General features: G+C 57.7%; 14 protein-coding genes and 9 pseudogenes. 17 read left to right on the top strand and 6 right to left on the bottom strand.

The features are described from left to right. Nucleotides 1-13: 13 nt before the first annotated feature. The 7 genes and pseudogenes from WDX12_RS16030 to WDX12_RS16000 all read left to right on the top strand — a co-directional run. Nucleotides 14-149 (top strand): annotated as a pseudogene (locus WDX12_RS16030) (IS30 family transposase); the annotation flags it as partial. 335 nt (nt 150-484) lie between these two features. Further along, nucleotides 485-1,444 (top strand): cupin-like domain-containing protein, encoded by a 960-nt coding sequence (locus WDX12_RS16025; RefSeq protein ID WP_434725511.1) that lies wholly within the window; start codon nt 485-487, stop codon nt 1,442-1,444. Nucleotides 1,445-1,624: 180 nt separating this feature from the next. Continuing rightward, nucleotides 1,625-1,885 carry a hypothetical protein gene (locus WDX12_RS16020; RefSeq protein WP_434725510.1) on the top strand — a complete coding sequence of 87 codons (261 nt, stop codon included), beginning with the start codon at nt 1,625-1,627 and terminating at the stop codon, nt 1,883-1,885. A 397-nt stretch (nt 1,886-2,282) separates the two neighbouring features. Then, nucleotides 2,283-3,461: a TlpA disulfide reductase family protein gene (locus WDX12_RS16015; RefSeq protein WP_434725509.1), complete on the top strand. Its 1,179-nt coding sequence runs from the start codon at nt 2,283-2,285 to the stop codon at nt 3,459-3,461. Then, nucleotides 3,427-3,786 (top strand): annotated as a pseudogene (locus WDX12_RS16010) (transposase); the annotation flags it as partial. The gene WDX12_RS16015 and the pseudogene WDX12_RS16010, both read left to right, overlap by 35 nt. Before the next feature lie 214 nt (nt 3,787-4,000). Next, nucleotides 4,001-4,219: pseudogene (locus WDX12_RS16005) on the top strand (transposase); the annotation flags it as partial. A 490-nt stretch (nt 4,220-4,709) separates the two neighbouring features. Beyond that, nucleotides 4,710-5,156, top strand: a complete 447-nt coding sequence (locus tag WDX12_RS16000) for an SET domain-containing protein-lysine N-methyltransferase (protein WP_434725508.1) — start codon at nt 4,710-4,712, stop codon at nt 5,154-5,156. A gap of 201 nt (nt 5,157-5,357) precedes the next feature. On the opposite strand, the gene WDX12_RS15995 is transcribed toward WDX12_RS16000, so the two are convergent. Continuing rightward, nucleotides 5,358-6,530 (bottom strand): M24 family metallopeptidase, encoded by a 1,173-nt coding sequence (locus tag WDX12_RS15995; protein WP_434725507.1) that lies wholly within the window; start codon nt 6,528-6,530, stop codon nt 5,358-5,360. Between the two features lie 144 nt (nt 6,531-6,674). Beyond that, nucleotides 6,675-6,881 (bottom strand): annotated as a pseudogene (locus WDX12_RS15990) (helix-turn-helix domain-containing protein); the annotation flags it as partial. 217 nt (nt 6,882-7,098) lie between these two features. Between WDX12_RS15990 and WDX12_RS15985 the strand changes: the two are divergent. Together WDX12_RS15985 and WDX12_RS15980 are read left to right on the top strand one after the other, a co-directional pair. After that, nucleotides 7,099-8,493: an aminotransferase gene (locus tag WDX12_RS15985; RefSeq protein WP_434725506.1), complete on the top strand. Its 1,395-nt coding sequence runs from the start codon at nt 7,099-7,101 to the stop codon at nt 8,491-8,493. Between the two features lie 100 nt (nt 8,494-8,593). Continuing rightward, a complete protein-coding gene (locus WDX12_RS15980) occupies nt 8,594-9,241 on the top strand; it encodes a TetR family transcriptional regulator C-terminal domain-containing protein (RefSeq protein WP_434725505.1) in 648 nt (215 codons plus the stop codon). Nucleotides 9,242-9,374: 133 nt separating this feature from the next. Here WDX12_RS15980 and WDX12_RS15975 read toward each other — a convergent pair. Then, nucleotides 9,375-9,787 (bottom strand): annotated as a pseudogene (locus WDX12_RS15975) (IS110 family transposase); the annotation flags it as partial. 299 nt (nt 9,788-10,086) lie between these two features. Between WDX12_RS15975 and WDX12_RS15970 the strand changes: the two are divergent. Next, nucleotides 10,087-11,061 (top strand): transposase, encoded by a 975-nt coding sequence (locus tag WDX12_RS15970; RefSeq protein WP_434725504.1) that lies wholly within the window; start codon nt 10,087-10,089, stop codon nt 11,059-11,061. 960 nt (nt 11,062-12,021) lie between these two features. Here WDX12_RS15970 and WDX12_RS15965 read toward each other — a convergent pair. Continuing rightward, a complete protein-coding gene (locus tag WDX12_RS15965) occupies nt 12,022-13,077 on the bottom strand; it encodes an autoinducer binding domain-containing protein (RefSeq protein ID WP_434725503.1) in 1,056 nt (351 codons plus the stop codon). Nucleotides 13,078-13,596: 519 nt separating this feature from the next. On the opposite strand from WDX12_RS15965, the pseudogene WDX12_RS15960 reads away from it, so the two are divergent. Then, nucleotides 13,597-13,891 (top strand): annotated as a pseudogene (locus WDX12_RS15960) (transposase); the annotation flags it as partial. Nucleotides 13,892-13,923: 32 nt separating this feature from the next. On the opposite strand, the pseudogene WDX12_RS15955 reads toward WDX12_RS15960, so the two are convergent. Beyond that, nucleotides 13,924-14,167: pseudogene (locus tag WDX12_RS15955) on the bottom strand (transposase); the annotation flags it as partial. Between the two features lie 501 nt (nt 14,168-14,668). Between WDX12_RS15955 and WDX12_RS15950 the strand changes: the two are divergent. From WDX12_RS15950 to WDX12_RS15940, 3 genes and pseudogenes are all read left to right on the top strand, one after another. Then, nucleotides 14,669-15,133: a hypothetical protein gene (locus WDX12_RS15950; RefSeq protein WP_434725502.1), complete on the top strand. Its 465-nt coding sequence runs from the start codon at nt 14,669-14,671 to the stop codon at nt 15,131-15,133. Beyond that, a complete protein-coding gene (locus tag WDX12_RS15945) occupies nt 15,121-16,842 on the top strand; it encodes an acetolactate synthase catalytic subunit (RefSeq protein ID WP_434725501.1) in 1,722 nt (573 codons plus the stop codon). Before WDX12_RS15950 ends, WDX12_RS15945 begins: the two co-directional genes overlap by 13 nt. A 299-nt stretch (nt 16,843-17,141) precedes the next feature. Then, nucleotides 17,142-17,609: pseudogene (locus tag WDX12_RS15940) on the top strand (IS110 family transposase); the annotation flags it as partial. Nucleotides 17,610-17,887: 278 nt separating this feature from the next. Here WDX12_RS15940 and WDX12_RS15935 read toward each other — a convergent pair. Beyond that, nucleotides 17,888-18,820: pseudogene (locus WDX12_RS15935) on the bottom strand (ISNCY family transposase); the annotation flags it as partial. Nucleotides 18,821-19,710: 890 nt separating this feature from the next. Here WDX12_RS15935 and WDX12_RS15930 point away from each other — a divergent pair. The 3 genes from WDX12_RS15930 (at nt 19,711) to WDX12_RS15920 (ending at nt 23,174) form a co-directional block, all read left to right on the top strand. Beyond that, on the top strand, nt 19,711-21,312 hold the full coding sequence (locus tag WDX12_RS15930; RefSeq protein ID WP_434725500.1) for a carbamoyltransferase C-terminal domain-containing protein: 1,602 nt from the start codon (nt 19,711-19,713) through the stop codon (nt 21,310-21,312). Between the two features lie 402 nt (nt 21,313-21,714). Next, nucleotides 21,715-22,308 (top strand): transposase, encoded by a 594-nt coding sequence (locus WDX12_RS15925; RefSeq protein ID WP_434725499.1) that lies wholly within the window; start codon nt 21,715-21,717, stop codon nt 22,306-22,308. After that, a complete protein-coding gene (locus WDX12_RS15920) occupies nt 22,308-23,174 on the top strand; it encodes an IS3 family transposase (protein WP_434725498.1) in 867 nt (288 codons plus the stop codon). Before WDX12_RS15925 ends, WDX12_RS15920 begins: the two co-directional genes overlap by 1 nt. Nucleotides 23,175-23,196: the final 22 nt, after the last annotated feature.

Here is a 23,196-nt window from a genome sequence, read left to right as displayed (position 1 = left end):
TGCGTCAGTTACTTACCCGAAAGGTTCCGCCCTGAGCCATCCAGACCGCCGACGAGATCGCCGCCGAGGCAGCGGCCCTCAATGCCCGGCCAAGAAAGACCCTGGGGTGGAAAACGCCAGCAGAGGCGCTTGACGAGTTGCTGCCATGAGTGAACGCAATCGGTGTTGCGACGACCGCTAGAATCCGCGGCGTGGCCCATTGCATCCTGTAAGCAATGCTCAGAATCAGGGCTTGCCGTCAACAAGCAAGACCGTGAGCCCTGGTTATTGCGTGTCCGTATTTGAGCAGCCCAGCCAGTGTCGATAACGGCACTTCGAAACCTACCAAGATTAATAGTTGAGAATCTGCAGGTATCGTTTACAACCTTCACAATGCCTTGCCGTTGGAGAGGCTGCGCGCGGCGGCATGTGATCGCCGTAAAGACTTCGCTTCTCCAACGATAGTAGTTATGCTTTTTCATGTTTGTCTCAAGAGGACATTAAAATGACCGAAAATATGGTAATACCTAAACAGTCATCCATTAATCGCCATACTCCGGCTCCGAAAGATTCAGGCTGGTCATTTGTTCAAGACGAAGTTAAACTGTCTGGCAAAGAATTTACCTCTAGCTACAGAGATCCTATGCGCCCCGTAATATTGCGTGGAGGATGTTCTGTATGGAGGGCCTGTCAACTATGGTCTCCGCATTATTTCGAAAAGGCGGCTGGATCTGTTACAGTGCCGGTCAAAACGCTTAACAATAACGAAATCGACGTTTCATCTTGGGAGCTCGCAGAATACGCGCGTTTCGTCAAGGAATCACAGCCGGGCGAGGGTGGAAATTCAACATCGATTGCGGCGGCTACGCCGTATTGCCACGACATTCCCCTGCTCGGCCTAATTGAGAGTTTGGCGGAGGATTGCCAACCTTTTCCGGACGACTTTCTTAGCCCATCATATCGTCGACATTGGTGGCGCTACTCGCAGTTTTTCATGGGCCCTGAGGGAGCCGTTACCCCACTTCACTTCGATACGTTACTCAGTCATAACCTCTTCTTCCAGATTTTCGGCGCGAAGCAGTTCACCATCCTCCCGCCTAGCCAAACCATCCATTGTGGACGCCGCGGTTGGCGGTGGTTCGATGTGGATCCCGAGCAGCCGGACTATGTACGTTTTCCAGAATACAAGGGAGCGACACCGACTGTAATCACAGTAAATCCTGGTGACGTTCTGTACATGCCGCCCGGAACGCTTCACCACGTTCGTAGCTTATCGACTTCAATTTCCTTTGCTATCGATTTTCATACGAAACAGAGTGTATTGGACGCACTGACGCAGTCAAACGAGGGCATGCCTAGTGAAGTGATTTATTACAATGCGATTGCGGCATTGTCGGTAATCAGCGGAATAGAGGAAAGTATCACGTTTCCGCTATACCGTCCATACTTGAGCTATGTCAGCTGACGATGGGACATCGGAGGTGCCGAGGCTGGACGTGTAAAGGTCGGGGGCGAAGACGTAATTCTTTTTAGCCAAGCAGTCGTAGAGAATTCGGTTTGTCGGTATTCCGTTTTCCTTTCAGGTTGCTTCTGGTGGTGGATACGTTGCTGGAACGCGGTATTGCCATTCCTACGAGGACCTTCGGTGCTGGGCGGGAAGTTCGGGCCGGACTACGCCGGCCGCTTCCGGCGCAAACCGATGTCGGTTCTGTCGCAAAGTCCAAATATCGCAAAGGCAGTTGAGCGTCACGCGACGCTCATGCGGCGAAAGGATTTAGAGCAGGAATCTGTCGGTTGGATCGATGCCACCATGGAAAGCGGATACGGAGCGCACGCAATGTCGACCAAAGAAATGCCGAAGCCATCCAGGATCGACTCGTTCACAACACTCATCGCATCGATCTGACGGGCGAATGCCTAGGCGAAAGCAGCCTACCTGCCGCATACGAAATGGCAACAATCACACAGGAGAGCCTTAGCCCCGGGGGCGAAATCATCTCGTAATTCAGGGGCGTAATCATATCGAACAAAGGGGCGGCTTCGTCGCAATCGGCAGTTATCGGCGCGAAGCGCTTGATGCGTGTCTTAAACCTGACAGCGGCAGAAAACATGTCCGGTTCAATACAAGCAGCATCCTGGGCTCGGAGCTCTTCAAAGGGTAATCATGCGGTTACCGAGCCTGGCACGGCTTTTGCGGCCGCCATTGCGATTGAGATTTGCAACGAGTGAAGGCTGACTGCACGCAGACGCGCAAGCTCGCGCACAAAGGCGCGCAATCTTTGACAATAGCTTTGGAGAGCAGCATGGTATTGCAGATCGAGTCCCCGGCTCCTTCTATCGAAGTGGAAACTTGGCTGCGTGGCGATCCCCTGACGAACTTCCAGCCTGGCAAAGTCTACATCGTCGAATTTTTGGCAACCTGGTGCGAACCATGTGTGGCGGCGATGCGCCATCTTGTGCAACTACAGGAGAAATACAAGGACAGCGGACTTGAAGTTGTCGGAGTCGCGGCTAGCGAAGACGCTCCAACCGCTGCGGAGGCCCGAGCCAAGTTGGACGCGTGGTTGACCGAAAAGTGCTCGAATCTGAACTATCGGATCGCGTTCGACCAAACAGGCGAAATGAACAAGCTTTGGATGGAACCAAGCTTGTCGGTCGGGATTCCGACCTCGTTCGCGGTCGACCGAGACGGCAAAATCGCCTTTATCGGTGATACGATGAAACTCGATGACGTTTTGCCGAAAGTGTTTAACGGCAGCTGGCGCAGGAGCGATCGAGCGAAAGCCGCCGATACGGAGCGGATCGCCGAGAATGAACCCCTAGCACGCGAACAAGCGTTGAAGAAGCCGATCAATGACAGGTTCTTGGCGGCGGTGAAGTTAGAAGATTGGAAGACAGCGCTGTCGGCGATCGAAGAGGGCATCGCCTTGCTGCCGGACGACATCATTTTCCGCCTGGCTCATGCGCATCTGGTGCTCCACAAAATGCACGACATGCGGGCCGGCCTGCTCGTTATGCAGCAATGGGTTCGCGAGGCGATCGACAGAGACTCCGAGGACTGGATGGTCGCGGCGCTAGACGAACTCTTCCATCCAGCGAATGACCATTTGCACTTTCCCCCTGTTGAGCGCTTCGCGATGGGCAAGAACCTGTCCGAACACATTCTGGCAGTGAATGCGCCGCAAGCCGATGGACCTAAGTTCCGGTCTTATCCGGCCGTCGCTCGCTACTATCATGAGAGCGGCAATAAAAATCGCGCGATCGAGCTGGTCGAGCTGGCACTGCAGTCGCTGGATGGTCCGGAGCCTGTCCCAGCCGAACTCAAAGAGTATCTTCTACCGGATTTGCTGCAGACCTTGGCCAACTACAAGGGCGAGAAGGCTTGTCACGGCGCTCTCTGCGCGGCGCCGCAAAGGGATTTCCCGAAGGTGCCAAGGCGCAGCCCGCCCAGCCAACGTCAACGACACGGTGATGGCCGATGATTTGATCTGCGGAGACGAGAAGACGGTGTGGGCGGATGCGGCTTACGACACCCATGCCCGCCGCGCTCGGCTCAAGGCTGAGGGCAAGAAAGTGCGCATTGCACGGCGCCCCAACAAGCACCATCCAGAGCTGCCGCCACGGCTCAAGCACTACAACCGCCTGATCGCCAGACGCCGGGCGGCGGTGGAGACCACTTTCGCCACGCTCAAGAACCGCATGAAGCTGACCGGGATCCGTTATGTCGGACTGGCGAAAGCCACTGCCCAAGTGACATTGGCGGCGATCGCCTTCAACATGCGCCGATGGGCAGCCATCACGCGATAGGTGCGCCTACAATCCGGCCCGAAGAGGCCGTATCGCAGCCAAAACCCCCAACAAGGCGCCAGAGCTCAAGAATACGAGCAAAATCCCTGCAATCTGATCCCTTCAAACATCCCCCAGCTACTGCGCAACAGGCCCTATAACGGACGAACTCTACCAGTGGAGCAATGCAAATCCCGAAGCGCGTGGCGGGATATGTGGGGTTGGATGCTCACCCACCTACCTGAAGGTGCGCCGCAGCGGGCGCTTCTTCTCGGTCGCCGTTATCATCGCCGAGGTGCTGGCATTGGAGATCGGCACCTCTGAGGCCCAGCTAATCTGGACGGAGTTTTTGCGCAAGCCGGATCCGCCACGGTCTTAAGAGCGCCAGGTCGTCGTCTCTGAGGCGCGCGCTCCCATCACCAAGGTGCTATGCGCGACATGGCAGCGCTGCCGGGAACGTGCTGGCGTATTCCGGCTCGGGCGTCTCCTGGGCGAAACCGATGATATTTGCCTGTATCTGGAGGCACGAGTCAGCAATCAAGCGACCTCATCAGTATAACACCTCGTGTGGGGCTAAAGGCACCTACGCCTATTGGTAGCTGTCACGAGCCTCAGGACAAGATATATGCGCTATCGAAACACAATTGAGGGAGGGTCTGTTCCGTAGAATAGGCGCCGTGTAGATCCCAGCGAGTTGTTGATATTTGCGGAAGATTCTCCGCTGTTAGGTAAGGGGTGATCACATACCAGCGATGGTAATATTTGGAATGGCCAAAACCCTCAGCGGAAGTCACGCAAAAGAGCGGGTTACGGCGAGAACAGCGAGCCTCGCAGGCGAGTGGGCCCTCCGCCGTCAACTTCTTTGAAGTCAGCATACTGGTGAAGCACGGTCGCGAGTTCATATCGGCCTCTTCAAATGGTACATACAATTTAGGAAACGCTCCATGTTCGATCCGAAGAAAGCGCATACGAAGGTCGACAAAATCTCAGACTGCACCAGCCCCATATATGTCAAAAATGTTCATCGAAAAGGACGCGGAGTATTTGCTAATGTACAATTCAAGGTCGGAGATATAATTGAGCGTGCTCCAACATGGGGATTTAACGATCTGGAAAAACGCCAACTAGATCGTACAGGGTTATTTGAATACTATTTTATGCGTCATGATCGGCAACTCAAAAATGATCCTGCAGCAGGATATGTTGTGTTCGGCTTAATATCAGTGGTTAATCACTCTTTTGACCCAAATGGAAAAATAGTTTGGACGGATGAAGACTCCGGCGCGTGGGCTGACATTGTGGCGATAAAAGACATAAATGCAGGAGAGGAAATAACACATCGATATACCAATATATCCTCTTATCCCGATACTATCACTTTCGTTGAATGATGTTCAGAGACGGTCCGCGATATAGAGTGTTTTGGCCGCCTAGACTCAACGTAACGTCCTATTGGCGGTCAATGTCCCGGCCAATTGCAGGAATGACATGCGGTCGGCGACCGGGCGGATCGCCTGCAGTCGGCTTGCAATCCCTGTTCGCTGGCCCGCAGTCGGGCATGCGGCGCCGCAGGTCCTGCCATTCGCGCTTGATCAAAGCTGGAAGAGTTCGCGCCGGGCTTGCGTAAGGACCTCTACGCCGGTCTCTGTCACTCGGAACGTCTCACTGATGCCGTAGCCGAAGTCCTCGTCCCCCCAGTTTCCAAGGTTGAGGTGGAAGGTCATGTTCGGCTTCAGAACCGTTTTATCTCCAATCTTGAGGCTCGCTGTGGGTTCGAGCCAATCGATGCCGACTGAATATCCGCAGCGCGAATCTTTTGTAAACCCGTGCTTTTCGATTGTACGGTAGAAGGCATCCGCCACATCGTGACAAAGATTGCCTGGGCGAATGACATCAAGCGCTGCCTCGAGTCCGGCTACTTCCGCCTCGTGAATTCGGCGCAGGCGGTCAGAGGGCGGCCCGACGGTATAGGTTCGTAAAAGCGGCGCAGCGTAGTTATGTCTCACGCCGGAAAGTTCGAGGCCGACCTGGGAGTCTTTTCGTAAGACGTCCTGACTCCAGTTGATATGGCTTGCGCCGGTGCGCGGAGACGAACACAAATAAAAGGGAACGAAATTGGTGGCGCGAATGCCGCTGGCGCCACGGATCAGAACTTCCGCAATCTCAGCCGCAATATCGCTCTCATGGACACCAGGCCGAATAACTTCGGCCGCTCGCAAAATAGCGGCATCCGAGATGGCTGCGGCCTCGCGCATCACCGCGATTTCGAGGTCTGACTTTATGCCTCGGATCCAGGTGACCGCGAGGGTAAAATCCACGAATTTGGAACCGGGTAGGCGCTGATGGAACTTGGCTTCGGCAGCACGTCCGACAAGATTAGACAACTCAAGCCCGAGGGTACCAGCGACAAGGCCCGCCTCAAACAGGAAATCAATGATGGCGTCGTAGCCATTCTTGTCTGGGTTGCCGACCAGGTTCTCGTCGTAGCCGATGATATTCTGACGATTCATAAACGCTTCATGCAGCGCGATGATCGCATCCTGCTTGCGCAGGATGATCGTGGGCTCCTCGGCACCCAGGGAAACCACGACGCCCTGCGGCACGTAACCCGACTTCGCTGTGTAACCCGTGAGATAGCAAGTGTTGGCTTCGTCGGTCACAAGAACGACCGTGATGTTGCGACGCTGCATTTCAGCTTTGACGAGACCGATGCGGCGTAAAAACTCGTCCCGCGGGAAAGCCTCCTGGGCTTTAGGAATGGGCATGGTAAAGCTCCAAAAACAGAGAATAGGTTCATATCACTATGCGGGAAAGACCCTCATTGACCATTTTGAGGCAACTTGCAGATCGTGTAGTCAAGGTCTGTACGCAAGATCCACGCCATCCGCGCGGCCACGGCTGTTCGGTCAGGCTGGGCATGACGGTGGGCCGAGACAGCGGTCGACCATGCCGGCCCGCCCTTTGGTCTTATAACGCTCGACCCAGCGCGCCACGATCTTGGCCGACACGCCGTAGACACGCGCCGCATGGGCTTTGGAGAAAGCGCCCTCTATCACCGACAGCGCCATCTCCTCTCGACGCAACGGTGTGAGACGGGCATTCTTGTGGATGTTCATTCGGACCCTCCGATCAGTGCTGAAGCCTGGTAACTCCAGTCTCCTCGGTCCGGTCCGAATGGACAACCTCCTGAAAGCTCACAGCTAGGTCAGCACCAAGCGTGCGCACTAAAAAACTGATTGACTGAACAATCAATTTGTGAGCTTCTCCCTGCCAGGAAAGTCAGGTCGCGCATCAGTATCGAGGGCGCGCGATAGCGGCAAAGAAGGATGCTTCATGAACAAGGCAGTTGGATCGCAGTGGAATGCCACCGAGATGGAAGAGGCCGCCCGACGGCATCTGCTGTCGCCGTCCGAAGCCATGGAAAAGCTCGGCCAGTCGGCACGCCCGCTGCTGGCCCGTGGCGATGGCATCTATGTGATCGACGCCAAGGGACGCCGGCTGATCGATGGCCCGGCCGGCATGTGGTGCACGCAGATCGGCTACAACCGCCATGAGATCGCCGATGCCATCGCCGAGCAGGCGTTGCGGCTAGCCTACAATTCACCGTGGTACACGACGAATTCTCCGTCGACCGAGCTGGCGGCACGGATCGCTGCGCTGACGCCGGGCGACCTCAACCGCGTCTTCTTCACCACGGATGGCTCGACCGCGGTCGATTCCGCGCTGCGCTTCGTCGAGTTCTACAACAATGTGCTGGGCAGTCCGGAAAAGAAGCACATCATCGTGCGGCGCGAGGGCTACCATGGCAGCACGACGCTGACGGCGGCCTGCTCGGGTCGTGTCGGCAACTGGCCGAATTTCGATATCGTCTCGGACAGGATATCGTTCATCTCCAGTCCCAACATCCGCCTTGGCGGAGGCAAGGACGAGGCGGCATTCCTGCACTTTCTGGTGGAGGAATTCCGGCAGGAGATTGCGCGTGTCGGCGCAGACAAGGTGGCGGTCTTTCTGGCCGAACCGTTGCTGGCATCCGGCGGCGTCATCATCCCGCCAAAGGGCTATCACGCCCGCTTCAAGGCGGTCTGCGAAGAGCACGACATCGTCTACATCTCCGACGAGGTCGTCACCGGGTTCGGCCGCTGCGGCGAATGGTTCGCGTCGGAAAAGGTGTTCGGTGTCATCCCGGATATCATCACCTTCGCCAAGGGCGTGACCTCCGGCTATGTGCCGCTTGGCGGCTTTGCCATTTCCGAGCACCTGCTGGACAAGGTCAGTGGCGAGAACGCCCGGGGAAGCAACTATTCGAACGGCTACACCTATTCCGGGCATCCGGTTAGCTGTGCCGCCGCACTCGCCAACATCGCGGTGATCGAGAAGGATGGCATACTGGAGCATGTGCGCGACATCTCCGGATATTTCGCCGAGCGACTGCAAGGCTTGGCCGACCTGCCGCTTGTGGCGAATGTCCGCGCCAGCGGCCTTGTCGGCTGCGTCGAATGCCTGGTTGACCCATCGTCGCCCGATGTCACCGATTTCGACAAGCGGATTGGCGCGCGCATCGATGCCCATTGCGCCGAACTCGGGCTGATCGTGCGCCCGCTCGGCAATATGTGCGTGATGTCGCCGGCGTTGATCATCACCAGGGACCAGATCGACGACATGATCGACATCCTGCGTCAAGGTATAGAGCGGGCGGCTGCCGAGATTAAGCGCGGCGAACTCGTCTAGCTCGACAGGGTGATTCCCGGGCTGCGGGCGGCAAAGTCTTGTGCCGGCTTTGCCGAAGCTGCTATCCAGACCGGATACATTCCGGCCAAGACGAGAGATCATGAACCAAGCCGCGGCACACGCTGAGAACCGGACCGACAAGCGGCGCGCGCCGACGCGCGAGGACCAGGTGCAGGAACGCCGCCGCTCGCTGATCGAGGCAGCGCTCACCGTCATCGCCCGCAAGGGCCTGGCCGGCTTCACGATGAACGACATCGCCCAGAAAGCCGGCTGCAGCTACGGCGTCGTGTCGTTCCATTTCAAATCGAAGGAAGGCATCACGCTGGCCGCGCTCGACCACATGGTCGAGGAGTATGACCGCAGCCTGAACCGGCCGGAATACGACTCGCCGCCCGCCCGCTTGCTGGGAATGATCGAACTCGATTTCGACAGCGAGATGTCGAATGCCGGCCGCATGGCCGTCTTCACCGATTTCTGGGCGGAGTCGGCGCGCAATCCGGAATATCGCCGGCGCTGCGCCGAGTTGAAGACCCGCTACGATGCCATCGTGAAAGCCGATATCGCGGCACTTGCCGAACAGAGGCGGATCGATCTCGACCCGGCCCTGGTCGCCCGCAGCCTCAACGCCCTGATCGACGGGCTGTGGATTTCAGGCCAGGTTTTCGCAACCCCCGGCCCCGCCGGACGCGACATAGCGAAGAAGGCGTGCCGCTTCTATCTCAAGGCGATCTTTCCCGACGATTTCTGATCAGTTCGGCGGCCTCATCGGGGTCCGGCGGAGGATCTCGATCAGAACCTGTTCGGAGCAGCCGCAGGATCATAGCGACCGGGCGGCCGGTGACGACATCATAGATGTGATCGGCCTCAGCGGCGGCAAGCATGGCAGCTTCGATCGTCTTGATCTGTTCCAGAACAAGTTCCAGCCGATCGAGTTCGCGGCCGATCTCAGCCTTCAAATGGCGGGCAATGGTCGCCCGTCGCCGGTATTAACTTCATCCCTACGCCGGTCGCGGCGTAGTGGCTCGTAGCCGGATACGCCTTGGCTGAACAGCAGGGCCTTGACGCGATTGACGTGACTGATCCGCTCGTCCGTCAATGCCTTGCGCTCACGCGAGAGACGGGGCCGGTCCTGTTCTTCTTGTGTCGGCGCCCGGACCATCGCGCACACCCTGTGGCTCGCCCGCTTGTGGGCCAGCAAAGTCTGAACCAGCGCTTCGCCGTCGATCTTGTCGGTCTTTGCCCGCCGCCGGCGGCGCGAGGTGGCAATCGATGCCGGATCGACGACATAGCATTCCGCCAAGATCGGTACGGATAGCGGTTCGGATTGGTAAGCTGCAACGACATGTTTGGCCTCCAAAGGTGGGATGCCAGCGACCTCACTTTGCCATAGTGCAGGTCGCTATCCACCTCCTCATAGAAGCTATGCGACGTCTACCTCGTGGTGTCTGGTATCATGAGGTGATCCTCAAAACGCGAACCGTGAGGGAGAAGTCACATGGGACGAGGGAAAGAGATAGCGATCAGAGACGAGGACACATCGAGGGTGCCGACCATCTATATGGCGCTCGATCTGGCAGTTGCTGGACGGTCGGGATGTTGCTGCCTGGGGACCGGCATGCCCGGCTTTTCCAGATCGCCGGCGGCGACCGGGAAGCGCTATCGGCGCTGATTGGGCGTCAGCGCCAGATGGTTGGCGATCCGGATATACGCGTGGTGAGCTGCTATGAGGCGGGGCGTGACGGGTTCTGGCTGCACCGGTGGCTGCGGGACCAGAGCATCGATAATCGCGTATTGGATGCGGCGAGCCTCGAGGTGCCGCGGCGTCGGCGGCGCGTGAAGACCGATCGCGTCGACACGCTCGGGCCGCTGCGCGTGCTGCTGCGTCTTGAGCGCGGCGAGACCGAGATGACGCGGGTGGTGTGGGTGCCGGCTCCGATGCTCGAGGACGCCCGCCGGCAGACGCGCGAGCGCGAGCGCCTGGTGAACCAGCGCACCGCCCACCGCAACCGCATCCAGGGCTTGCTGGCGGCCCAGGGCGTGACGGCCGTCAAACTCGGGGCGCGCGATTGGTTGGATCGGCTCGCTGACGCGCGCACCGGCGATGGCCGGATACTGGGGGCAGCGCTGCTCACGGAGATCCGGCGCGAGGCCGAACGGCTTGCCTTGGTCGAGCGCCAAATCAAGGCGATCGAGGTGGCGCAACATGCCGCTCTGAAGGCCGATACTACGTGGGCTGCCAAGGCCTGCAAGCTGAAACGCCTCAAGGGGCTCGGCGAGGTCTTCGCGAGCGGGTTGATGCACGAAGCGTTCTGGCGCGACTTCGCCAACCGCCGCCAGGTCGGCGGCGCCTTCGGGCTGACACCCTGGCCGTGGGACAGCGGCGACATGCTCGGCGACGAGCCGATCAGCAAGGTCGACAATCGGCGGGCGCGAACCTTGGCGATCGAATGCGGATGTGGACGCTTCATCAGCCCGACAGCGCCCTGGCGCGCTGGTGGCGCGAGCGCTTTGCCGGCGGCGGCAGACGGCTACGCCGGATCGGCATCGTCGCCCTCGCCCGCAAGCTGATGGTGGCGTTGTGGCGCTATCTGAAGGAGGATCGGGTTCCCGAGGGCGCGGTGCTCGCGTAAACGCCTACTCGAGCGGACGCCGACGCCGTGGGCGTCGAGCGTGCCGGGAATGGGGTGTGCCGTTTAGATTCTAGGCCGCAGATGCGCGGCACGTCTCATAGAAAGAGCCGCCCCGCCCGGAGCGCCCTGCAGCAAGCAGCTTTTGGTTATCGGCCCCAAGCCAGAACAAATATAAGGTGCAACAGGCGATCCCTGTTCAATCATGCGCTCCGATCCCGAACACGCACGCTCTGCGTCGGTGAGAGAAAGAAACATCCGCATCGCTCGTCGTTGGTCTGAAACCGGGCGCGGCCCGCGGACCGGCGCGGTCATGGTGTGCGGTGATGTTGAACGTCACCGATCCTCGGGGAAAGGATGGCGATAGCACGAAGGCAAGAAGGCTGTGATGCGAACGGGCGGCAGAGTCGCTTCGTTCCCCCCGACCGCGCCAGCCTAGCGCCGTCAAGGCCCCCTGCTGCGCGCCGCCTTCGGCGGTGGGCCTAACGGCCCAGCCTTGACTGCGTTTGAGCGCGGCGCTTCCCCGAGCCGTGAGGTCGGGGCGAAGGGATGGTCGCTGCGGTCGAACCCTCTCCAGCCATGGACCCCTTGCTGACGGTTACGCATCGCAACGACAGGGCTTGACGAGAGCGCTCGCATATAAGGATCTCGCTAGATGCGGTGGCAGGGTTGGCTTAAGCAACCGAATCTACTCCAAATCAATCACTTAAGTTACATCCGCCAGCCTCATAGGTCCATCGTCTTGGACAAGACCCCTCGATCGTCGCACCGGCAGCTATGTTAGCCTCGGCGCAGAGACCGCTGCGGAGAGCAACTGCGAAACCAGTGGCGCTCGCATCAACTGGGCGTTCTCTACCGGAAACGCGCGCCTCAAGATAACCAAAGCCAATCGCTGCGGCGTTCACGTGTTGATAATGCCGGATTTGAGCGCATTTACAACCGCGACCGTTCTGCTACTGCACCCCAATTTACGCATGGAATTCTTTATATGAAAGTTGACTGTATTTTTCGAGATCCCAAGGATCGTCCCTATATCCAACGATGATTTGCCTCTTGCAACCCAGAGAATACACTCCTTCTCTCGGGTAGAAAGACTGGCGTCCGGCTCAATGGATCGGGGAATATCGAACGAACTAATTGTCAGGTGAAAATGTAATGCGATTAATTCCAAGTACACAGTGATTTTATCTGGAATCTCATGATCAGTACGTTTGGCAAAGCTCGCTATCGCAATTCGATCGTTTGGGCCGTATAGTGGAACCGTAATCCCGGATCTCAGACCAAACGTTGCAGCCTCGTCAATCATGCGTCGCTCATTTTCGGTTGTGGTTGAATCAGCGTACACGTCCGTCCATCGAACTACGCCTGGTCCACGTTTGATTCTTTTTATGACAGGATCTATCTGGCCATAACCCATGTCTCGATATCTCTTCTGCCATTCGTTTGGATAATTTAACATTGGTTCCGGATCCCTGTAGAGCAGCTCCGAAGTTGCGCCGTGCGCAAGAGGTCGATATGCAGTCCAGGAGCAGTCGAATTTCTGCGCAAATGCAACCATTAGATCAAAGAACTTTCGAGGTTGAACAATCCCGTGAGTCTGGTCGAGGCAACGACCAAACTCAATGGCGACGCCGTCGTTGGCAGTGTTCGGTACCTGCCTGGTCCGGGAAGCAGAAATTTCTTCGTATACTCGGGTGGTTGCCTCTCTAGCTAATTTGATCGGTGCTAATCGCAAGCGATCCATGGGCATCTCCCTTGCAGGCAGGCGTCGCATGTTTGCTACCGCGCACAAAGCTGTCTCGGCAGGAGGTATCGGCTTGGCGCGCAGTCGGTCGGATTTTTGCCGCCCCGCATCGAGGATCAAGATTCGTGCCAAACCGAACAGGATGAAAATTCGATCAGTTTTAGCTGCGTAGTCAACGCCGTAACTAAACTCGGCTAGGTCTCGGCCAAACACGCCACTGTCGCACGCTCGACAACACCGCACAAAGCCTTCACTGCGCTTCCGCACGCTCTGAACAGTCGGGGCAGCCAGAAACGAATGGACAACGCCAGAGTCTCAGTTGTGATTTCCAGATCTCGCTCCAACTGCTGAAGACGACGGTCCATCGATCGAGGCGTTTGCTTATTGCAGCTGCGACCGCACTCAAGTTCGAGCAATCCTCAATGCCAGACCTTGCCTCCCGCAGAGACACGTTCGCCGGAGCGCGTCTTCAAGGCTCCGGGCCCTCTTAGTTCGGAAGCAGCGGTCGCGCCGTGCCGGAGCGGGAGACGATCAGATGCAACAGCCACGGAGCCACCCGGTGTCCGGCGCAATTCTGACCGTAGTCGAGCGAGTCGGAAATCCGCTTGGCGGTCCGCTCGTCGTTAGTGGCGAAGCTTACGCGAACATGGCAGGTGTCCTAAATGGAATTCTTGGGACCATTAAGCTTTCTCGATCTTGTACGGCTCCGCCGTTTAGGACGCTTTGATGGCCATGAAACGACGCAAAGACCCGATCAAATGATCTTCTCGACCAGCTTCTGGCGGGAGGCGCAGCCAGTGCAGCCTTCGAACAGGCGGCCTGCTGGATAAGAAGGCTCTGACCGAGCGCGCCTTGAACGCGGAGATGGACCATCATCTGGCGAGCGGCGAAGACGCTGGCAACGCGTAGCGTCTACGGCCGCAAGACCGTGACGACGGAGCCCGGCAAGCTGGAGATCGACAAACCGCGTGATCGCCAGGCCAGTTTCGATCCGCACCTGATCGCCAAGTATCAGCGACGCTGCCCCCGCCTTCGACGAAGAGCTCCCGGGTGCTCATGCCGCGCGCATACATTGGCACGATCTTTTTGCTCGAGCCAGAGGCCGAGCACCTCCTTGGCGCCGTCGGCGCGGACGCCCAGCGCGATGTGGATGGCTTTGTTTGCGAACCATCCCTTCGTCCCGGATCTTGACCCGGATCGCGTCGAAGAAAATGAGCGGATAAACCGGATCGAGCGGGCGCTGCTGCCAAGTGGCGACTTCATCGAGCACGGCGTCCGTCACCGTGCTGATCAGATCCGGCGACTTGCAATCCTGGACAGGCCTAATTTTAGAAGGGGCTCGCTCAATTGCTCAAGCAGGGGCAGCGTCCCTGCGACAAAGTTGCAGAGCGAACGGACCTGGGTCTGGACTACCCGGGTTCGACACACTGCGGCTGAGAGTCTTCGACGCAAATTTCTGGTGCTGAGCAAGCATGGTCATGGCGGCGAAGCCTCCGATCAGGACCGCGAAATTCATGCTTGGAACCTATCCGCTTCACGTCGGCGTCAGCCTGAAAAACGTGCGCTCTTCACGCGCAGCGATCTACTTCTTGGCCAACCGTAATCGACGGCGCTGCTGCCATCGTGACCCCTGACGTGCTCGGACTATCTGATTTGGTAGCTGCGCACACGAGGGAATAGTGGTTTAGTCCGCTTCAACCAAGCTAAATCGAGTTGGTCCGGTAAGCTCTGCACAAACGCTTTGTGTGCCGCCTCGTCTGAACAGCCGGATATAATGTTGGCAGATGAGAAATGGAGAATGAAAATGCGACGACGGATCGCCCCATCGGATGGTGGTCGCCCGGCCGGGCGCTTCGGGAACACCACCTACATGCTAAACAAGAGCATGCTTTATTTCGATACGACCCACGTGAACGGTCTCGTGGCTGGCCGCCTCCGCGTCAAACTCACCGACATCATTGCGCAACAGGGTGCTCCGTTCCCAGTAACCGGAGCCGCCTCGCTGTTTCGAATTCATGTGCCGCAACGGATGTCGCGCGATGTCAGGCACATGGCAACCAATGCACTGCAATACGGCGTCCGTAGAGCGCTTTGCCGCTTTCTTTCCCGGCACGGTGCCATGTTGCCAAATGGGGCTGCCGCGGGCCTGTCAACACCAATGGGAGAGACTGAGGTCGACTATGTCCGACCTGTTCCGTCTCTTCCTCAAAGAACACGCTGCAGATATCAAAAATATGAAAACAGCGGAGTACTGTCGTGGAAACTGTAGCAGAACGGATTGCAGCAGCACTACGACGAAATGAGGTCGGATTGATATTTGCCCAGAGCGTTCCCTCGGCGGTGGTTCTGGCCTGCGAAAAAATCGGAATCCGGCAGATCGCGTACCGTCAGGAAAATATGGGCGGGGCGATGGCCGACGGTTATTCCCGTATATCTGGCAGTGTCGGGGTCGTGTGTGCACAAAATGGACCGGCCGCTGCGTTGCTCGTCCCTCCATTGTCCGAAGCGTTCAAGGCGAGCATTCCGGTGGTTGCCCTGGTGCAGGAGGTCGAACGCCATCAAATCGACCGAAACGCATTTCAGGAACTGGATCACATCGGCCTCTTCTCGGCCTGCTCCAAATGGACGCGGCGGGTGATGACGGCCGACCGGATCGAGGACTATGTCGACTCGGCGTTCATAGCGGCCGCCAGTGGCCGGCCTGGGCCAGCTGTGCTCCTACTTCCGGCCGACTTGCTCCGCGAGCATGTTTCGGTTGGCCAACGCGGCCGGACAGGAAAATATAGCACGTGGCCCCTTGATCCCATCCGCCCGAGCGACGAGGCACTCGCGGCCGTGGCCAAGTTGCTCGCTCGTGCCGAGTCGCCCGTCGTTCTAGCCGGAGGCGGGGCGGTTTCGCCGGCTGCGAGCAAAGCGCTCGCGGAGCTGCAGAGCACGGCCCATTTGCCCGTTTTCACAACAAACATGGGGAAAGGCGCTGTCGATGAGCGCGCGCCCCTGACATGCGGAGTACTCGGGGCACTAAACGGTCCGAGATCTCTCGGCTATCGAGCCCGTGCCATCGTCGATGAGGCAGATCTCGTCTTTCTCGTCGGCACCAGGACCAACCAGAACGGAACGGATAGTTGGCGTTCGATCCCTTCTACTTCGACGGTGGTACACCTCGACATCGATCCTTGCGAGATCGGCAGAAACTACGAGTCTGTCCGCCTCGTCGGAGACATCTCCACTACAATTCAAGCCCTGACTGCAGCGCTTCGAACGGAGGATCTCTCCAATCGCTCGGCCAAGAAGGCGTCGCTCGCACTTCGCATCGCCGAAGCCTGGGAGCAATTTGAGCAAGATCGCAGTACCTTCAGCGGCAGCAACCAGATGCCGTTGAGGCCGGAACGCATCATGCGCGACCTGCAATCTCGTATGACGCCGGAAACCATTGTCGTGGCCGACGCCAGTTACTCTTCAATGTGGATCGTCGGGCAGCTTCGCGCACTTTGCCCGGGCCAGCGGTTCATCACCCCGCGCGGCTTGGCGGGACTAGGATGGGGCTTGCCGCTTGGCATGGGTGCTAAGCTTGCACGGCCCGACAGTCCTGTTGTCGTACTCGTCGGCGACGGCGGGTTCGCCCATAGCTGGGCAGAGCTTGAAACGCTCGTTCGGTCCAAGATCAACCTCACCGTGATCGTCCTCAACAACGGCGTGCTCGGCCACCAAAAAGATGCCGAGACCGTGAAGTTCGGCGGCTATACCACAGCCTGTCACTTCGCCCCCGTCGACCATGCTGCTCTCGCCAGGGCCTGCGGTTGCGAAGCGATCACTCTAGAAAATCCGGGTGACATTGAACCTGCCCTTGACCACGCCCTGTCCTCGAACGCACCAGTGGTTATCCAGGTCATTAGTGATCCCGACGCGCACCCGCCGATCTCACTCTTCACGGGAACCCTTGGTCCTCGGACCCTCGAGGCATCGGAGCTGGCATGACGATGGCGCCTTGAGGAGCCATAGTCTCAGTGTCTGTGAAAAAGAGGTGAGTGATTTCAGCGGGTTGTGATTCTGTCGGTTGCTGAGATTAGACGAAGATCACGATGGCCTGGACTGAAATCACCCGCCCGCATTATGAGCGGCACTGCGCCCGTTACGCCAGATGGGGTATCCTGCATGAGCCTCACCCTTGGAACGCGGTGGATAGTAGGAGAAAGGTGCTGCGCTTCGCAGCGATGGTAAACGTGGTCATGTTTTGCAACAGCCACAAGCATCGGAAAGGAAGCGCAGCGTAAAGCATTCCGGGCCTTAATGTCTCGGTGAAAGAGACCGCCACCTGCATTGTCGATGAAACGGGCAAGATTTGCCGAGAGGTGAAGGTTCGCAGCCACCCCGACGACCTGATCGCGGTTCGAGATCCGGCTTGGAACCTTGACCGGGTTGGCCTTGAAGCCGGACATTTATCACAATGGCTATTCGAGGCCCTAGCCTAGCCGGGGCCGGCGTGCCGGCGATTTGCATCGAAACGCGGCATGTGAAAGCCTTCCTGAAGGCTCAGCCGAACAAGACCGACCGCATTTGATGCACGTGGCATCGCGCAGATGATGCGGTCAACCTGTACCCTACGGTGCATGTCAAAACTGACGAGCCAGAAGCGGCGAGCTCTGCTGACGGCGCGCAAGCTGCTGCAGGGAAAAGCGATCGCCATTGAAAACGATATTCGCGGACTGTTGCGCAATTTTGGGCTGAAGGTCGGGAACGTTGGAGTTGCCAGGTCCGGCTTGTCCTGCACACCGCCGCAAACTGGTTGATGCTCACCCTGCGTGCGGCGCGACGAGTCTGATGAGAAGCTGTATTTGCCTCACGTAACGATGTTCCTCGAGATTCGAGCGTTTCCTCGTCCATTTTGCTCCTGGCTGGAGGCTAAGGAGGCGGGGCGCGGAGATGGCCGGGGTTTCGCAGCGCCCGGCCTCCTTAGCGAGCGCCACGGCGCTTCAGTGTGGCCCTGCCATCTCCAGGACCGGCGCTTCTTGTTCAAGGGGCCAAACAGCAACGCGTCCGCCTGTTCGCTGCGCCAGACCTTCAGCCGACGCTGAAGTGTTCGAAGTTTGTCCGGGTAATCGCCGGGATACTCGGCCTGCAGTCGTGACAGAAGTTCGCTGCCGGTTCGCCATGGTTCGGCTTCGAACCAATTTCGCAAGTCGGCAGTCGCCTGGACGAGAGGGGCAGGACGCCGCCGCCCTCTTTTGGCTTTCACAATCGGGCGATCCGTCGGCCGGATAGCTCCGTCCTTCCAAGCTGTCCGCAAACTCGCCAGGAAAAGGTCGATTGGCTGAGCTGTTCCGTCAGAGCGCATGGCCGGCGGAGTATCGGCAAGCGCAGCGAGTCGCTCCTGCACGGCACGGATATCGCGCAATAGGTGCGAGGCTCGGCAACCAGACGCTGATGCGGCGTAGCTGGCGGACTATACGTCTTGCGCACACGCGCGCCGTCGCGCTGCTTCGCGATCAACTTGAACGATGGCTGAAAGAAGTTCACGAACAGCCGCGCTGACCGGTAGAGCTTCGCTAGCAGCGTGGCGGCCTCCAGCCCCTCGAACCGACGATATCCGACCATCCTACGCACCGCGGCGCCATTCTTCTGCTCGACAAAACGCCTGGTCACTCTTGCGGTAGGGGGGCGTGAAGACGATGTTGGCGGCGGCGCAATAGGCCTTCAACGTCTCGTTCATGAAAACGGTGTCGTTGTCCGTATCTAGTCCGAGAAGCGCGAAGGGCAGCTGCTTGCGCAATTCTGTGAGCACCGTGCACAACAGCGTCTGTTCGCGAACCAGCAGTGGCGCACATTCCGTCCAGCCGGTCGCGATGTCGGTGAGCACGAGAGTTTGGATGAAGCTGCCGCGAGCCGAAGGGCCGCTACGGGCCACCAGGTCCGCGTCAACGAAGCCTGGCGCTGGATCGTCCCAATCCGCCGACGTGGCAAAGAAACCCACATGCGTCAGTAGAGTCGAGGAAAGGGCGCGGTGGCTTGGGCCGTGTTGGCATCCCGAAAGTCACCGCAAACGCAGGGAAACCTGAAACGCCCAAAAGAGGAAGGGATAAATTAAGGCGATCCAATCGCAAGATTTGTCGTAGATACCTACCACTCCAGGTAGGCGCATATGACGGGCGGCCATGCAATAAGAAGTGTATTGCTGCTACCGTAGATTCGCCGAGAAACATTCGATTGGACTGATAGTCTATAGTCACAGTGAAAATAGCTGTAGCCGAGAACACGCCATACGACTCGAACAGAGCCCATGATAATGCACACGACGAGGAAATGCTTATCGAATATAACCGAAGTTATCAGCGTTGGGATAGGGTGTCGGCACGATCCGCACTTGAGCTTTGAACATCGTACGGCCATTCAATAATCTAGCTAGCAGAAGCAGAACACGTCAGCGGTGGTGCTCAGCTGTGCCTTGGGTGGCGAAAAGCAAGTTTTTGCAAACGACAACTGACAAAACATGAATGGACCGATCATGTAACTTTCAGCACTGGAGATGCCATCGAGATAGTAAATACCTTTGAAAGAAAAAACAGAATCTATCTGGTTTGATCTGTGATGTAATATCCACACCCGAGCATTTTGACGCAAATATCAAAATATCTCTTCTCCCACTTCACGTCGTTGCGGAAATATCTCTAGCACCGTTTTTTTGGGTGAAATTATCGCGAAACTTTTGCGGTGCCGGCAATTGAGAGCGGCTTGTAACTATAAGGGTTAATACAAAAGATAGTAGTGTGTTAATCATAGCGATTTCGCAAGTGCTTTCCCGTCTCCAGAGATTTATTGCGAGAAGCGCGCCACCAAAGGAGCCATAAGATGAAGATAATGTCATTCAAGCCAGGCCATGATGGCGCTGTTTCGGGGCTAGATGCATCCGTTGCCGAACTCCTCTATTCCTACGAGGGTGAAAAAGACAGCTTCGCTAGATATTCTCCTGTCACGCCGACGTCGGTGTTTGATGCAGCCGGCCGCTTGGATGACATTCCTGATGTCATTGCTATTAGTGGGTGGTCGAAGTCGGAAATCGCGGGCGGCAGGTCCGTCGCAGCAGGATACCGCGGAATAGGCTCGGAGTCGGAACTTGTTAGTGAGAAGGTCATCTTCGGCAGGACGGTAAACTTCTACTCGTCTACACATGAACGATCCCACCTCTGGTGCTCTTATGGCATGTCTCCCTTTCCCGCGGGAACGCCCTGTTATGCGCTGATCTGGGAAGGGTCGCTTGGTGATTTTTATGAAATTGATGAGCGTATGCAGTTACTTCACTTGGGAAAAGTTATGGCGTGTCCTGGCAACAAATATAATTTCATCTATGCGCTAGCCGACCCGAGCTTCTCCTCAGGATGGTTGCGCGACGGAGACGCCGGCAAGCTGATGGCACTCACCGCCTATGGAAAGGCGGGATTGCTGGACGCGGACGAGCAGGCGCTGGTCAATTTTGTGTTTCCACGCGAGAGTATTCAGCACTCCCTACGCAAAGATGAGTTGCAAGGTTCCCCTTATCACAATATTGGTGTGACACATCCGAAGTTCACCAAACTCGCTAAGCGGTTTTCGGACGCCATTTTCAATGATTTTCACGTCTTTGCCAAGAAAAACCTTACAAAGGGCTTCCCTCTGCTAATTGCCGGGGGGTGTGGTTTGAACTGCGAGTGGAATCGCCGTTGGCTCGAAACGAATCTTTTTTCCGACGTTTTTATTCCGCCATGCACTAACGATACGGGCTCCGCGATCGGAACTGCGGTCGACGCCATGCGACATTTCACGGGCAATGCGAAGCTCAAATGGAACGTCTATTCAGGCCAGCCATTCATATTTGACGAATTTGACCGCACCGGGCTCGAGGTCCATCCACTCGACTACGACCAGGTGGCCTCGGCGTTGCTGAGCGACCGGTTGATCGGCTGGGTGCAGGGGAATTGCGAAATCGGGCCACGGGCGCTCGGCAACCGGTCAATTCTCGCGGCGCCTTTCTCAAAAGCAACCCATGAGCGCCTAAACCGCATCAAGAACCGGGAGGGTTTCCGCCCGATCGCGCCGGTTTGCTTGGAAGATGACGTCGGGATCCACTTCGACCTGGCACGTCCGTCGCCCTACATGCTTCTTTTCCAGAAGGTTCTCGATAACCGCTTGGAGGCTGTCACGCATGTCGACGGCACAGCGCGGGTGCAGACAGTTTCGTGGGAGCAGAACCCGCGCCTCTTTCAGCTGCTTACTTCGTTCAAGGCGAAAAGCGGGGTCGGCGTCCTTTGCAACACATCGCTAAACTTCAATGGCACCGGGTTCATCAATCGTGCAAGCGATTTGTTAGCTTACGCCCGGGCAGCAGGCCTCGATGGATTCGTGATCAACGATGCCTTTTATCTCCTCAGGGAAGCGCCGCTCGCGGCCTCGAGGGAACAGAAAAAGGCCGCGTAGGGGAGAGTGGCGGACGTCGATGATGACCGCGCGATGTGATCCTGACTATCCACTGGCATGGGGGCCAGCACTCCCAAGTAAGGGTTCGCAAGCCCAAATCCGGAGAGCATGGCCAGAGCACGCCTGAGGAAGCTCTGGCGATCATGCGATCCATGGCAGCGCGATTGTCGGATGCCGAATTCGCCGCCACACTCAACCGCTTGGGCATGAAGACGGGTCAGGACAAGACCTGGACGGCGCGGCGCGTCCAATCGCTGCGCACGGTGCACAAGATCAGCGGCTATCGCTCCTCCGACAAAACGGCGAATGGCTCACTATGTCGGACGCGGCCGCTCGGCTCGGTGTGTCGCGGTCAAGATTCGCCGTTTCGTCAGGGACGGCATATTGCCAGCCGAATAGGTCATGCGCGATGCGCCCTACCAAATCCGCGCCAGCGACCTTGAAGATAAACGGATCAAGGCCGATTTGGCGCGCAAATTGCGTATTCCAATGATTCCGGACAGTGATGGAGTGCACCCCCAGATTGAGACAAGGAAAATCGCGGACAGTTTCCCCGCAAGGAGAGGAAACTGGGGCATGGCCAGACGGCAAAGAGTTATTGATGATGACCAAAAGCTGGAGCTTCTCCGGCGCATGGAGGCGGGCGAAACCGTCAGCAAGTTTGCAGATGAGGTTGGCATCAGTCGCCAACGACTTTACGAGTGGCGTGATCATCTCAGGCTTCATGGTAATCTGAAGTCGCGTCGGCGCGGCCGGCCGGCCAGGACAGCAGGAGTTGACGGGGCCGCACAGCTGCAGAGTGCAGTCAATGTGCCGGCACCTCAGGAAAAGGCATTGACCAAGGCCAGGCGCCGGATCAGGGAACTGGAGCAGAAGGTCGGGCAGCAGCAGCTCGATCTCGATTTTTTTCGCGAAGCCTTGCGGCACTTCGAGGAAGATCAGCGTCGGAGCAGCGCTCCTGGCGAAACGGGATCTTCAAAATCATCGAAAAGATGATGACCGGCCTGTCGCAAGGCGAATTCAACATCGACAGAATGTGCTGGCTCGCTGGTGTCAGCCGCGCGAGCTATTACCGTCACTGGCTGGATTCGGCCCCGCGTCGGGCCGAGACGGGTTTGCGCGATCTCATTCAGAAGCTGGCTCTCGGCAACACACACTACGGCTACCGCCGGATTGGCGCCCTGCTGCGGCGGGAGGGGTGGCAAGTCAATCACAAATGCGTTCTACGGATCATGCGTGAAGACAATCTGTTGTGCCTGCGCGCCAGACCCTTTGTTCCTGTGACGACCAACTCCAGGCATGGTTGGCAAGTCGTGCCAAACCTCGCGAGGGGAATGATCCTCAATGGCGTAAACCAGCTGTGGGTTGCCGATATCACCTTCCTGCATCTGGCCGAGGAGTTTGCCTTCCTTGCCGTTGTCCTTGACGCGTTTAGCCGCAAGGTTGTCGGATGGGCGCTGGATACGCATCTTAGAGCAAGCCTTGCCATCGAGGCTCTCGAGATGGCGATCGCTGATCGCCAGCCCGTACCCGGGAGCCTCATCCATCATTCCGACCGCGGGGTTCAATACGCTTGCGGGGCCCACTCCGAACTTCTGCATGTTCACGGTATCCAAGCGAGCATGAGCCGTGTCGGCAATCCTTACGACAATGCGAAGGCGGAGAGCTTCATGAAAACCCTGAAACAGGAAGAGGTGCAAGGGCTCGCCTATAAGGATGCAGATGATGCCCGCAAGCACATCGGTGCTTTCATCGACACCATCTACAACCAGCAACGGCTGCATTCGGCGCTCGACTATCTCAGTCCGGAGGAATACGAACAGAAGCATTCACGCGGGCGACGGATGGAAAAGGCTGCATAGCTTAACACGGGAGGTGTCCGCG

This window comes from Mesorhizobium sp. RIZ17 (genome assembly GCF_051127865.1).
GTDB classification, from domain to species: Bacteria; Pseudomonadota; Alphaproteobacteria; order Rhizobiales; family Rhizobiaceae; genus Mesorhizobium; species Mesorhizobium humile.
This window is presented reverse-complemented; position numbering and strand designations above follow the sequence as displayed.

Excerpts from the sequence above, each read along its gene's own strand:
- WDX12_RS15995 (WP_434725507.1), bottom strand. The coding sequence starts at position 6,530 with ATGCCCATTCCTAAAGCCCAGGAGGCTTTCCCGCGGGACGAGTTTTTA.
- WDX12_RS16000 (WP_434725508.1), top strand. The coding sequence starts at position 4,710 with ATGTTCGATCCGAAGAAAGCGCATACGAAGGTCGACAAAATCTCAGAC.
- WDX12_RS16015 (WP_434725509.1), top strand. The coding sequence starts at position 2,283 with ATGGTATTGCAGATCGAGTCCCCGGCTCCTTCTATCGAAGTGGAAACT.
- WDX12_RS15970 (WP_434725504.1), top strand. The coding sequence starts at position 10,087 with ATGTTGCTGCCTGGGGACCGGCATGCCCGGCTTTTCCAGATCGCCGGC.
- WDX12_RS15950 (WP_434725502.1), top strand. The coding sequence starts at position 14,669 with ATGCGACGACGGATCGCCCCATCGGATGGTGGTCGCCCGGCCGGGCGC.
- WDX12_RS15985 (WP_434725506.1), top strand. The coding sequence starts at position 7,099 with ATGAACAAGGCAGTTGGATCGCAGTGGAATGCCACCGAGATGGAAGAG.
- WDX12_RS15920 (WP_434725498.1), top strand. The coding sequence starts at position 22,308 with ATGACCGGCCTGTCGCAAGGCGAATTCAACATCGACAGAATGTGCTGG.
- WDX12_RS15925 (WP_434725499.1), top strand. The coding sequence starts at position 21,715 with ATGCGCGATGCGCCCTACCAAATCCGCGCCAGCGACCTTGAAGATAAA.
- WDX12_RS15980 (WP_434725505.1), top strand. The coding sequence starts at position 8,594 with ATGAACCAAGCCGCGGCACACGCTGAGAACCGGACCGACAAGCGGCGC.
- WDX12_RS16025 (WP_434725511.1), top strand. The coding sequence starts at position 485 with ATGACCGAAAATATGGTAATACCTAAACAGTCATCCATTAATCGCCAT.
- WDX12_RS15930 (WP_434725500.1), top strand. The coding sequence starts at position 19,711 with ATGAAGATAATGTCATTCAAGCCAGGCCATGATGGCGCTGTTTCGGGG.